This window comes from Formosa sejongensis, from assembly GCF_033447105.1.
GTDB lineage: Bacteria > Bacteroidota > Bacteroidia > Flavobacteriales > Flavobacteriaceae > Formosa.
This window is the reverse complement of sequence record NZ_JAWQUN010000019.1, coordinates 61829-76039: the sequence shown is the minus strand read 5'-3', so window position 1 is coordinate 76039 and position 14211 is coordinate 61829. Positions and strand designations below refer to the sequence as shown.

6 protein-coding genes are annotated in these 14211 nt (G+C 33.8%); all 6 read left to right on the top strand.

All coding sequences use genetic code 11. The features are described 5' to 3' along the window. Positions 1-471 precede the first annotated feature (471 nt). The 6 genes from R6X41_RS15340 to R6X41_RS15315 all read left to right on the top strand — a co-directional run bounded on the left by R6X41_RS15340 (position 472) and on the right by R6X41_RS15315 (position 14175). A complete protein-coding gene (locus tag R6X41_RS15340) occupies positions 472-4626 on the top strand; it encodes a hybrid sensor histidine kinase/response regulator transcription factor (RefSeq protein WP_318501229.1) in 4155 nt (1384 codons plus the stop codon). 369 nt (positions 4627-4995) lie between these two features. Further along, entirely contained in the window at positions 4996-8112 is a 3117-nt protein-coding gene (locus R6X41_RS15335; RefSeq protein WP_318501228.1) for a T9SS type A sorting domain-containing protein, read from the top strand. Between the two features lie 365 nt (positions 8113-8477). After that, positions 8478-9671, top strand: a complete 1194-nt coding sequence (locus R6X41_RS15330) for a glycoside hydrolase family 88 protein (RefSeq protein WP_318501227.1) — start codon at positions 8478-8480, stop codon at positions 9669-9671. Positions 9672-9723: 52 nt separating this feature from the next. Beyond that, positions 9724-11184 (top strand): hypothetical protein, encoded by a 1461-nt coding sequence (locus R6X41_RS15325; protein ID WP_318501226.1) that lies wholly within the window; start codon positions 9724-9726, stop codon positions 11182-11184. Between the two features lie 12 nt (positions 11185-11196). Beyond that, positions 11197-12756: a sodium:solute symporter family transporter gene (locus tag R6X41_RS15320; RefSeq protein ID WP_318501225.1), complete on the top strand. Its 1560-nt coding sequence runs from the start codon at positions 11197-11199 to the stop codon at positions 12754-12756. Positions 12757-12792: 36 nt separating this feature from the next. After that, a complete protein-coding gene (locus R6X41_RS15315) occupies positions 12793-14175 on the top strand; it encodes an FAD-dependent oxidoreductase (RefSeq protein ID WP_318501224.1) in 1383 nt (460 codons plus the stop codon). Positions 14176-14211 lie beyond the last annotated feature (36 nt).

Here is a 14211-nt window from a genome sequence, read left to right as displayed (position 1 = left end):
GTGTAATGAATACGATCTGTTCGCTAAAATTCAGATTGTAAATTAGTAAGGACTTAGCTTGTTGTGTGATGCTGAAATAATTTCAGCATGATATTGCATAGTGAAAAAGGTGTTTTTTGTACATGTCTCGTAACTCTCAATTTATTTCAGAGTCTCAAGCTTTAGAACTGATAAGAATTGTTATTAATATCAAATTATTATCCTAAACCTAATACCAGTTTCAAAACCCAAACTTCTTCAACATTACATTCCAACGTAGTTTTCTGATAAAATCACCTTGTTCAATACGGACTAATAACACCGTATTATGTATCATGATAACTGCTGGCAAGTGTGATTCAATTTTATTCAATGTGATTTTTTGTTAATAAAACATCAAGATGTCTCTGTGATTATAGAAAATATATAAAAAGAAATTATAGCTTTACTATTTATAAAAGCTTTTTATAGCCGTTTTAGATTGAACCCAATATGCAAAGAGTAAAGTTACTTGTCACATTTTTATTTACGTTAATACTCCATAGTATTCATGCGCAATATTCAAATTTAAAATTTGAAAATTTAGACACGTCAGATGGTTTGTCAAATAATTCGTGTGTTGAAATATTTCAAGATCATAACGGCTTTATGTGGTTTGGGACTAATGATGGATTAAATAAATACGATGGTTATAATTTTAAAATATATCGGCCTAGTTTTAATAATTCTAACAGTATTAGTAATAGTAGAATTAATGCCATTCAGGAAGATAGACACCATAATTTATGGATTGGTACAGACGATGGTTTAAACGTGTTTATAAGTAGTAAGGATATATTTATTCAGGTTCCCTTATTCAAAAATAAGAGTAATAAAGATGTTATAAATGATATCCTGTTCGATGAACACACCAATAGTCTTTGGGTGGCCACAACTAACGGCTTGTTTAAAATAGTCTTAAATAAGAATAGTGCTATTTCAAATTATTCCAATATTAAACGTGAACACTACCTAAATACAGCTGCCAATCTTCATTCCGTATCCAGTAACATTATTACAGCTGTATTAAAAGATGTAGAAAATAAAATTTGGGTTGTTACTAACGATTCTTATTTAAATAGTTACGATGCTAAAAACAATCAGTTTAATCGGATACTTATAAATATTCCTTTACCTAAAAATTTCGATCATATTTCAAAAACGGTAATGGTTGATGCTGATGGCGATTTTTGGATTGGAAATAATTTATCTTATTTGGTGTTTTGGAATCGGAAAACCAATGAATTTCGGTCAATTTCTCCAGTAAATAAAGCTATTACAATTTTCGATATTTTTCAAGATAGTAAAGGTGTAATTTGGATTGCAACCGATGGAGATGGACTTTATCTTATAGATAAAAACACCACGCGAGCAACCCACATAGCTCATAATCCTTTAAATTATTTTTCACTTCCTAACAATCAACCTTCAAAAATATTCGAAGATAATGTGGGCGATTTTTGGTTTGGATTTTATAATAAAGGCGTTAGTAAATTGGTGTTGTCCAAGTCCGATTTTGGTCATTATTTTTATCAACCTAAAAAAGAAAATGGGCTGAGTGCAGAAATTGCACAGGCCGTCTTAGAAGATAGTAAAAAACGAATTTGGATTGGTACGGGAACAGGTGGTTTAAACCTTTTTAATGAAAAAAAACACACGTTTTCGCATTATCGATCAAAGCCAAATGATATAAATACCTTGAGTTCTGATAAAATATTAAGTTTATCTGAAAGTTACGATGGCAGTCTTTGGGTAGGAACTTGGGATGGTGGACTAAATAAGTTTGACCCTGAAAATAATACGGTTACACGCTATTTGCACGATGAGAGGGATTCGCTTTCATTGGGGCAAAATACAGTTTGGACGACTATTGAAGACAACGAGAAACGTCTTTGGATCGGGACGTCTACAGCTGGTTTAAATGTGTTTGATCCTAATACGGATGCATTTTACAGTTACAAAAATAATCCAGTTAACGATAACAGCATTCCAAGTAACTTTGTTTTTTCTTTATATATAGATTCTAATAATAGGCTATTGGTAGGTACCTCTTTAGGATTGGCTTATGTCGATTTAAATGATTTTGAAGAGCGCGTACCAAGCCAGATTAAATTTAATCGAATTGCAGAGCAAAGCATTGATCATGTCCGTATAAATTTTATTACTGAAGACTCGGATGGGAATTTCTGGTTGGGAACAGATTTAGGGCTTTATAAACTAAATTCAGATTTTAAACTGCTTTCTAGATATTCTACAGAAAATGGCTTGCCAAATAATATTGTAATTGGCGTTGCAGAAGATAATAATGGAACACTTTGGATAACAACAAAAAGTGGAATATCTGCCTTAAATCCCACAAATAATAGTTTTATAAACTACAATACCAACGATGGTTTACAAGGCGAGGAATTTCAGAGTAAGGCTATTACAAAAACTCACGATGGCAGACTTATTATGGGAGGTATTAGTGGTTTCAATCTTTTCAATCCTAAAGATATTATTTCAACACCCAAGGTCGTTGCTCCTATAATTACAAATCTCAAAATTTTTAATAAAACAATTAAAGCTGGAGATACCATTAATAATAGGGTCTTGTTTGATGAAAATATTTCTGAGGTAAAAAACTTAGAGTTAAAATATAATGAAGGCTTTTTAAGTTTCGAATTTGTAGCATTAAATTATCAAAATCCAAAACAAACACAATACGCTTATAAATTAGATGGACTCGAGGATAACTTTATAATTGCAGAAAATGATAGAAATGTAAATTATTCAAATTTATCTCCAGGAGATTATACATTTCAAGTAAAATCTACAACAGATGGGACATGGGATGCGGCTAAGCCTGTAAAACTAAAAATACAAATTCATCCACCGTTTTGGAAAACATGGTGGGCTTATATTGCTTATGTACTCTTAGGAATACTTCTATTATGGAGCATGGTTTACTTCTATACAAAGCGAGTAAAAGCAGGTCAAAAGAGTGAGTTAGACCAATTGAAACTGCAATTTTTTATAAATGTTTCTCATGAATTTAGAACCCCATTAACGCTTATCTTAAATCCTGTAGAAAAAATACTATCAAGTCTAAAAGATGAAGCAGTTGTAAAGCATAGTGCCCTATCTATACAGCGGAGTTCAAGACGGTTATTGCATTTAATAAACCAATTATTGGATTATAGAAAAATGGATGTTGGGATGTCGCCGCTACAATTACAAAAAGGAGATATTATAAAATACACAAAAGATATCTTTTTACTGTTTACTGAATTGGCTGAACAGAAAAATATTGAGTACACATTTACAAGTTCTTCTGAAGAATTAATGACTGCTTTCGACTATGATAAAGTTGAAAAAATCTTAACGAATCTAATCTCGAATGCGTTAAAGTTTACCGAGTCTGAAGGCCAAATTATGGTATCTGTAAATAAGATGTCGGTAAGTAAAAATCAGTCAAAATTCCGTTTCAATACTAAAATAGAAACAACAGACTATGTTGAAATTGTTGTTCAGGATACAGGTATCGGAATGGGAAAAGAACAACTTAAAAAAATATTTTCACGTTTTTATAATAGCGACGCCAATAAAATAGGCACAGGTATTGGGCTTAATTTCTCGAAAGCCTTAGTCGAAATGCACGGTGGCGAGATTTATGCAAAAAGTCAATTAAAAAAAGGAAGCAAGTTGGTTGTTAAATTACCTATACAAGCAAAAGGCACTACAACCAAGGTAGAAAATGTTAAGGATGAGTTTTTAATAAATACTATAAAATCTCTAGAATATGATATGCTTAGTACAGACAACACAAAAGTCAACGAGGTATCTGCGAGTAAAAAAGGTTTAAAAACAATTTTAATAGTTGAAGATAATAGAGAGTTAAGATTGCATTTAAAAGACGATTTAGAAGATTACTATAATGTAATTACCGCCGAGGATGGAAAAAAAGGTTTAAAAAAAGCCTTAAAACGGTATCCGGATATTATAATTAGCGATGTTATGATGCCTAAGATGGATGGCTTTGAAATGTGTAAGGCATTAAAATCTGATTTAGAAACGAGCCATATCCCTATTGTCCTATTAACGGCAAGAACAGGAGATCACGATCAAATTTCAGGTTTCGATCATGGTGCAGATGCCTACGTCCCTAAACCATTTAAAATTGAAGTACTTCGTGCGCGAATTAAAAATTTATTGGAAGCAAAGGCAAGATTACGTGAAAAATTCTCTGCTTTGGGTACACTACTTCCTTCAAGTGAACTCACTACAAATACTATAGACGAAGCTTTTTTAGAAAAAATAACTAAAATAGTTTTAAATAATATTAGTGATCAAGATTTTAAAATAGATAATATTATATCCGAAATAGGGATAGGACGCTCGCAATTGTATAGAAAAACACAATCTATAACGGGTGAAAATCCAAGTGCTTTTATTCGTACTATTCGATTAAAATATGCTTCAGATTTATTAGAAAATAGTGCGTATTCAATTAAGGAAATTACACATATGTCTGGGTTTGGTTCCTCTACATATTTTGGTAAAACATTTAAAGAATTATATAATCTTACGCCTACAGAATATATTAACCAAAACAGAAAGCAAAAATAAAACAGATACATTTTATATCATTTTAAATACGATGGTATTTTCTATTTCTAATTCTTAATAATTTTAATTAATAGGATGATTTTTTTTAATTGTAAAAAAACAATTTTCTTTAATTCATTTAGTAAAGATTTGCCACGGTTTAGGTTTTAAGGGTTTGTCCCTGTGTGTTTTATGAGGGTTTTGGTTGAAAATGGTTTATAAATTGGACACATTGAACAATAGGTTTGAGTCCTAATTTATTTAATAAGTTAGTTTTATTAAGACATATTTAACTAATTATTAAAATCAAAAACCATCAAGAAAATGAAAAGAATTACTTTAAGTTTTTTTTTAATTCAACAATGCTTACAGAGAAAATTAATGTTTTCAATGTTTTTTTTTCTAAGTATTATTTGTACCGTAAATGCACAATTTGTGCACCCTGGATTATCTCATAAAAATTCAGATTTAGACCGAATGAAGTATATGGTTGAATCTCAAATTGAACCTTATTACGAATCCTATCTCTCTTTAGCTGCAGATTCTAAATCCCAATACGATTATGTTGTTAAAGGTAATACGTCTATGACTGTTCTGTATCGTGATACTCCTAAAACCAATTTAGCAGAATTTGAAAGTGACAGTAGAGCTGCCTATCAAAATGCATTAATGTGGTATATTACAGGAGACAGCAGGCATGCCGATAAAGCTGTCGAGATTTTTAATGCCTGGACAGGACTTACTTATTTGCAACATAGTGGAACACGATCTTTAACAAGTTCTTTAATATATATTATGTTAGAAGGTGCCGAAATAATTAAAGGAACCTATAGTGGTTGGTCAGATTCAGACATCACGAAGTTTAAAGATATGCTTGTGTATCCTGGATATTCGAATACAGAGACTCCTGCCGATTTAACTACGCAAGGGACTTGGTATTGGAGGTCGTATTTGTTTGATTATGTGAGAGCCGGAAATCAAGAAATAAGTGCCATTAGAGCGTGTTTGGCCATGGGCGTATTTTTAGATAACGAAATTATGTACGATCGTGCTTTACGTTATGTTAAAGGTCTACCACATCGTGCAGATGATTTACCATATTCTTCTGGTCCGCATATTAGAGGAGACGAAAATGGTGTTACAGAATATCAAATTAACTACAATTATACGATTGGTTATGACGTAGAAGATTATGGTTTTAATGGTGTATTAACAAACTATATTTGGGAAAATGGACAAAGTCAAGAAAGTTCAAGAGACTTATGGCATACCTGGTGGGGAGAATATATGTTGTGTAATATTGGAGAAATTGCATGGAGTCAAGGGACCGATTTCTGGAGCGAGGCAGATTCAAGACTGCTTTTAGGTCTAGAGTTTAATAATAAATATACGGTGTCTTATGTGCAATCTTATCCCGATCAGACTACAGCATGGACACCAACCGCAGAATCTGGCGAGTTTATTCAAAAAATGGATAGAACCAATCGCACGATGTCATTAGCCATAAGTCCTATTTATGCAAACGATCCAACGCGTATATACAGAGACAGATTTAACGATGTTGCTGCTTGGGAATTACCCGTTGCGCATTACATTGGTAGAGGTATTAAAACACCAGAAGAAGCGAAGTGGACTATTCGTGCTCGTGATAAATCAATAGAGATGAATGGTGGTTACGAAACGGCACCAGACAATGGTTCTTATCTTGGTTATGGCGGATTATTATTTCGTAGACCAAATAATTGTTACGGAGAACCTATACGTGGGTTTGATTTTAGTAATTTACCAGATTATAAAATACACACTATTCCAGCAACTATTGAAGCCGAAAATTATGATTATTCTGTAGTGAGTGGGCAAGGTCGAATCTATAATGATTTAGATACCAATAATTCTGGAGGACAATATAGAATGGCCGACGGCGTAGATATAAAAGAGATTAGTGAAGGTGGTTATACTATTACAGATATTCGAGACGGAGAATGGTTAACGTATACCGTAAATGTACCTGCAAATGGGGTTTACGATATCTCGATAAATTATGCCGCGGCTAGTGCCGATGGAAAAATAAAATTTAATATCGGAGGGGCAGATGTCACCACAGAGGTTAATGTGCCTTTCGGAGTTCCAAACTCTACAGGTTTAACAGATTGGAAAGAATTTACAGTAGCAAGCGATGTCACTTTAACCAAAGGTGTACAAGCATTACAAGTTTTATTTAGTGGTGCAGATAATGCATTCGAACTTAATAATTTGACTGTTGATGTAAAATCGGTTTGCCAAACAGCAGAATCTATAAATACTAGTTTTAGTTCTGGTATTAATTATAAGTATTATGAAGGTACTTGGGATAAACTTCCAGATTTTGAATCTGAAACACCACTTAAAACGGGGGTAACATCCGCTATTGATTTGACTGAAGCTTCAGCTACAAATAATTATGGGTTCGTATTTGACGGTTATATACATGCGCCAAGCGATGGGACCTATACACTTTTCACTAATTCTGATGATGGTTCAAGCGTATCCATTAACGGTGTTGAAATTATTGATAATGATGGTCTGCATGATGCACAAGAGGTTTCTGCACAAATTTGCTTAGACGAAGGGTATCATAAAATTAAAGTAGACTATTTTACAAACTCGAATTCGAGTAGTACACTGGATGTAATGTATGAAGGCCCTGGGGTTTCTAAAACAGCATTGCCAGTATATATTGCAGACGTGAAATCTCCTGGCGCGTTTGAATTCCTTTTCGATACTAATAATGATTTCGAAGGTTGGACCGACTTCAATAACCCTGGAACTACATCCCTAGCAGTTACTTCTGGAGAACTACAGTCCAATTACTCTAATACAAATGGGTACTTCGGAATTCAATATGAAGATGATATAGAGTTTAGTAGTGAACATCCTTATTTAGCTATAAAAATAGATCATTTACCTGCCTCTAGATTTTCATTTTATATGGCCAGTGGATGGTATAATAATGATAAAAACGGATTCTCTAATTTGCAAAATGTAGCGCTTAACGATGCAGGTATTTATATTTTCGATTTGAGTGAAAATGGTCCGGGGTTTGGAGCTTCTGGTACACAATTATTTGCTGATGGGACTAATTACATAGATACCAATAGAGTGATTTTTATTATAGACGATGCAGATACAAGTGGTACAACTAATGCATCCTATAATGATATTGAATGGATAAAGAATTTTGCATCACTTGACGATATATTTGAATATGCAGGATTAACTTTAAGCATTAAAGATGAGAAGCAAGATTTAGTATCGTTATATCCAAATCCAATTAAAAACAAGTTTACAGTTACAAATAGTCTAGGTTCTAATCTGGAATTGTATAACATCGTTGGAAAAGTATTGCTTAAAAGGTCACTTGAAAGTAATAAAGAAGAATTAGATATTAGCTATTTAAATAGTGGTATTTATTTTGTTCGTATCATGAATGCAGGTAAAGTGATAAATAAAAAAATAATAAAAGAATAAGCTTTTTTTGTTACAGTAAATTAAAATTTTAATCCTTATAAATTAGAGACTGCCATATCAAAATATGGCGGTCTCTTTGTTTTATATAACAAGTATATTGAAAACTGTAAGTCGATAATTACACTTGTTTTTAAGTTCAAATTGAGTTTGTCTTTTGTGAAAATATAAGATATTAGATTTAGTCTTCTTAAGATGCAAAATTCTGTAAACCCTTGCTATTATTAGTGATTTGGCGATAAGAACTATTAAATGGATTATAATTAGGACATATTGACCAATAATTTAGACGAGTTCTTTACCCTAAAAACTATTTTTACGGTTTAGAAATAACCTTAGAAATAAATCCAAAATTTAAATATAAAAGCATGAACATTTTTAGGAATATTATTACTGTATTAGGTGCTGTAATCTTACTTTGTAGTTGTAGTCAGTCAAAAAAAGAAACACCTATAAAAATGGTAGATCAAGTTTTAGAGGCAAATACTTTAAAAATAAAGGAAGCCTTAAAAGATTTAAAAACTACAGATAGTTTTCCAAGAACGATTTCTAAAGACCATACAAAATGGGAATCGGTAGGGGCTAAAGATTGGTGTAGCGGGTTTTGGCCCGGCGTACTTTGGTATGCTTATGAATATTCTGATGATGATGCTATAAAGCAAGCTGCAGAACAGTTTACAGATCCTTTAAAAATTATTGCATATACACCTGCTTTAGATCACGATATCGGATTTCAATTATATTGTAGTTTTGGAAACGGGTACAGACTAACAGGTAATCCTGCCTATAAAGAAGTCCTATTGGCCGCGGCCGATACGTTAGCGACTTTATATAATCCTATTGTGGGTTCTATTCATTCCTGGCCAATGAAGCCTCAATATCCGCATAATACCATTATAGATAATATGATGAATTTGGAATTGTTATTTTGGGCAGCCAAAAACGGAGGATCAAAAAAACTATATGATATTGCCGAAAGCCATGCCGAAGTGACGATGAATAATTTGGTGCGTCCAGACTATACAACTTATCATTTAGGTTCGTTCGACGATAAAACAGGTGAATTTATTAGAGGCGTAGCGCATCAAGGATATGCAGATGATTCGATGTGGGCGCGCGGACAAACTTGGGGGATTTACGGATTCTCTTTTGCATATAGAGAAACGGGGCGAGAAGACTTTTTAAAAACAGCTATCGGACTTGCCGATAAATATTTAGAACGCTTGCCTGAAGATGGCATTCCGTTTTGGGATTTCGATGACCCTAGAATTCCAAATGCACCTAAAGATGCCTCGGCTGCGGCAGTTGCAGCATGTGGTCTGTTAGAATTATCTGGACAAGTAAAAGATAAAAAATTAAAAGAAACGTATTTTAATGCGGCCAAGAGGTTTATCACGGCATTATCTTCTGATGACTATTTAAGCAAAGCTAACAATCAAGCGCTATTGTTGCACTCTACTGGGCATCATCCAAAAGGAACCGAGATTGATGTACCAATAATTTATGCCGATTATTATTATATGGAAGCCTTATTAAGATTGAAAAAAATAGAGGAGAATTAAACGTTTTATGCTTTTAGATATAAAACGATTAGAAAAAATCAATTAAAAGATTATGATAAAATTAATTGCTTTTACACTTTCGCTATTAAGCGTAACAACATTGTTGGTGTGTAGTAAAAATAATTATGAAAACACACAGTTAGGCAACCGTGTTGTAGTAGATAATCTAAAGGATTTTTCAACTTACTTATCTAAAGATAATGTGGTCGTAAAATTGAAACCGGGAAACTATAAGATCGATGACACTCAGCTAAGTCAAACATTGATGCTAAAAAAAATGGAAGGTAAAAAGGAGCTTTCAGATTATCCTATAGCTTCATTATTAAATTTTTCTGGTAATAATAGTAGGTATATTTTAAATGATGTTATTATAAATATCGACGCAAAGTTACATACAGCCTTTAATAATCGTCATATTTTCGAAATATTTATTAGCGGAAATAATAACACTATTGAAGGTTTAGAAGTTCATGACAGTGCCCATTTAGACGAAGCGCCTACTAGCGGTGCCATTATGATGCATGTTATGGGAAATGGAAATACCATTCTTAATAACAAGTTGTACATTAAGGGGTCTTATCCATATGGCTATGGTCATCTTTTGGGTAAAGGAGCGAATCCTATTGTTAAACCTAAAAAACATTCTTCGCTTTTAGTTTCAGGACAGGATACTAAATTAATTGGATGTAAGGTTATTACTAGAGGTTTTGGTCATGGAATCGTCATGCAAGGGGCCGTTAATACATATATAAAAGATTGTTATGTTGAAGGAGAAATGCGTTCTACAGATACTATGCTAGCAGAAACTTCAGGGCCAGCTTTTAATACCGGTTTTAAAAGTGATTATCCTCCTGGAGAAATACTTGCAAACGAAATAAAATCACTGTCTGAAGACGGGGTAAGATCATATCCTTATGGCTATTTAGTGGGGAGAAAAACAGAGAATATTACGGTTATTAATACCACTGTAAAAAATATGCGTTCGGGATTCGATTTAAGTGCGCATATAGGAGTAACGCTTATAGATGGTTGCACAGCTCTAGGATGTCAAGAAAAAGGATATTCAGTATCAAAAAATGCAGTTATTAAAAATTCAAAGGGAGATGCTAAATTTGGTCCGCTTTTAAGTTTTCATGGCAATAAAACCGAAAATTGTAATGTGGAATTGGAACTTATAAATACAGTAAGCGAATATCCTGTAAAACGTTTGGCAGAAATTAATGGAACGGGGCATAATATCACAATAAAAACATATGAAAATCTAAAAAGAAGTCAAGTTGCTCCAATAGTGTTTGGTGAGTCTTTTTGGTCAGATGTTCATAAATATAGACAGCCAAATGCTAGCCCTAAAGCATTTTCTGGCGCTTATAATATTACTTTAATTAACGAAACTGGAATGCCTATTGAATTTAAAGAATTATCCGCCGATTGCACAGTATGGTCAAACGGCGAATTACTTCAAGATTTAGGTATGCAAAATCAGTTTAATTTATTAACCAATAATAAAAAATAGTGCCATAGAATTATGAAAAAAAGTATCTTAATAGCAGTCGCTTTATTGTGTTGGTTTTCCGTGTTTTCAAAAGATGAAATGGGTGTTGCATCCAGTCATTTTTCAACTTTAAACTGGATTATATTAATAGTGTTTCTTTTAGGAACAACTCTAATTGGAGAACTTGTTAAAAACAAAGACAAAGGCTTGGATGCTTTTTTTAAAGGCGGAAATAATTTGCCATGGTGGGCTGTTTCTTTATCGTTAATAGCAACTAAAACAAGTGTAGCTACTTTTATTGCAGTTCCTGCTTTTATATTTTCTATGGATGGGAATTTAACCTATTTGCAAATGACTATAGGTTTTGCTCTAGGGAACGTCTTGTTTGTTTATGTGCTATTAAAGGAATATTACGAAGAAGGTGTTTTTAGTCCGTACGATTTCATTCAAAATAGATTAGGCGTAAAAACCAGTCAATTATCTCGAACTTTTTTCATGATTGGCGCTACTATGAGCCAAGGGGTGCGTTTGTTAGGTACGGCATTGGTACTTAGCGTTATTACAGGGCAAAGTACCATGGTTTGTATTGGAATTATAGCAGTATTTGCAATTACTTGGTCATATATTGGAGGGATAACAACGGTGGTATGGACAGATGCAATTCAGTTTGTGATTTTTATATTCGGTGCGTGTTTTGCATTGTTTTATGCTATTGGAGATATTCCTGGAGGCTTTGGAGAAATGATGGCTATAGCCGATGAGAAGTCCAAGTTGGTCCTGTTGGATTTATCTTTAGATCCGCATAAAACCTATACCTTATGGGTTGGTATTTTGGGATGTACCTTTTTTGAATTTGGCTCGAATGCCATCGACCAAGTCGTAACACAACGTGCTTTGTGTTGTAAAAATTTAAAAGAAGCAAGGAAGGCTGTGGCTTTTTCTGTAGTAGGTGTTGCTACGACTTGGATTATGGCATTTGTGGGAATTGGTTTAGTAGCGTATTACGATATCAATCCATTGTCCGACGTCATAAGTAATTCTATTACTTCAGAACCCGATAGAATATTTCCGTATTACGTGGTAAACGAATTACCCAATGGTATCTCCGGACTTATTATAGCGGCCATGTTTGCAGCTGGTATTTCTACATTAGATTCTGCATTAACAGCACTGTCTCAAACTAGTGTTATGGGGGTCGGAACGCTCATTTTTCCAAAATTAAAGACCATGGAAGAAAATAAAGTGGTGAAAATATCTAAAATAGCGATTATTGTTTGGGGCGTTGTTTTGGCACTATTAGCCTATGGCTTTAGTTTCTTTCAAGATGGAGGCTTACTCGCATTAGGCTTTAAGGTGCCTGGGTACGCTTACGGAACTTTAATAGGAATAGCATTTTTAGCATTAATGAGAAAAGGAACATTTACAGGTATTTTAATAGGAGCAGTACTAACCATTTTTGTTATTGCTTGGATGCATTACGAAGGAATAAGTTTCTTTTGGTGGTTTCCTGTAGGCGCATTAATTGTTATAGCAGTAGCATTATTACATTCAAAATTAAATAATAAATCAAAAAATGAAGCATCAGTGGTATAATAACCAATGATGAAATCGTTCAAAAAATAAAATAAGATGAAAACATTTAAAACAAAATTAATAGCAGGATACGATGTTATAGTTGTAGGCGGAGGCGTATCAGGAAGTCACGCTGCAATTGCTTCAGCTAAAACAGGAGCAAAAACATTATTAATAGAACAGTTCGGATTTTTAGGCGGATCGTTAACCGCTATGGGCGTTGGTCCCATGATGACATTTCACAATAAAGCAGGACGCCAATTGGTATTCGGATCGCCAAACGAAATGGTAAGTCGTTTGGTAGCTAAAGGCGCTAGTCCTGGGCATATATTAGACGGAACGGGATACTGTTCGACCGTTACACCTTTCGATGCCGAGATGCTAAAAGTAACCTTAGAAGAAATGGTTTTAGAAGCAGGAGCAGAGATTCTATATCATACGCGTTTAATTGATATTTCTAAAGAAGGCAAAGAAATTAAAACCGTATTCATTCATAATCGTGGAGGAATTCAAGAAATTCCAGCTAAAGTTTTTGTTGATGCTAGTGGTGATAGTGAAATTGTAAAACTTTCTGGAGTACCATTTACCGAAGGAAGAATAGAAGATAATAAATCGCAACCCATGACTACAAATATAAAAGTAGGTAATGTAGACACAGCGAAGTTAAGGGAATACATGGTTAACAATTGGGATCAGTTTGATGCAGAAGAAAGAGCAGAAGATAAAGCGGAGGTTTTAAAACGTACCAAGCGTATTTCTACATGGGGCTTTTACGATTTATGGAATAAAGCAAAAGCAAAAGGAGAAGTGACGGTGCCAAGAGATAACGTACTGTTTTTCGAAACCAATACCGAAGGTGAATTTATATTTAATACGTCTCGGGTTTTAGGGTTTGATCCTTTAAATCCATTCGATGTAAGTAAAGCTGAAACTATGGGGCGTGGGCAATGTGTTGAGATTTATAAATTTCTTAAAAAATATGCACCAGGTTTTGAAAAGGCAACATTTATAAGTACGGCGCCGCATATTGGTATTCGTGAATCTCGTCATCCGCATGCAAAATATGTGTTAAGTGCTGAAGACTTAGTAAACGAAGTGAAATTTGAAAACCCCATTGCTGTTGGTGGATATCCTTTGGATATTCATTCACCAGATGGGGGGAATACAGATACGGTGCATTTAAAAGATAATGGTGCGTATTATATTCCTACAGATTCACTTTTAGTCAATGAAGTCGATAATTTAGTATTATCGGGACGTGCTATTGGTGCAGACCACCATGCGAGTGCAGGATTACGCGTTACACCTATTGCAATGGCAATTGGTCAAGGTGCAGGTACGCTTGCTGGATTATCTGCTGTTAAAAAAACGATTCCTAATGCCGTTAAATACAGTGATCTAAAAGCTAAACTACTAGAAGATGGCGCTTATTTGGGGTAATTAGTTGGAAAAAATTAAGGGTAATTATAAATTTAA

Excerpts from the sequence above, each read along its gene's own strand:
- R6X41_RS15335 (WP_318501228.1), top strand. The coding sequence starts at position 4,996 with ATGTTTTTTTTTCTAAGTATTATTTGTACCGTAAATGCACAATTTGTG.
- R6X41_RS15320 (WP_318501225.1), top strand. The coding sequence starts at position 11,197 with ATGAAAAAAAGTATCTTAATAGCAGTCGCTTTATTGTGTTGGTTTTCC.
- R6X41_RS15340 (WP_318501229.1), top strand. The coding sequence starts at position 472 with ATGCAAAGAGTAAAGTTACTTGTCACATTTTTATTTACGTTAATACTC.
- R6X41_RS15330 (WP_318501227.1), top strand. The coding sequence starts at position 8,478 with ATGAACATTTTTAGGAATATTATTACTGTATTAGGTGCTGTAATCTTA.
- R6X41_RS15325 (WP_318501226.1), top strand. The coding sequence starts at position 9,724 with ATGATAAAATTAATTGCTTTTACACTTTCGCTATTAAGCGTAACAACA.
- R6X41_RS15315 (WP_318501224.1), top strand. The coding sequence starts at position 12,793 with ATGAAAACATTTAAAACAAAATTAATAGCAGGATACGATGTTATAGTT.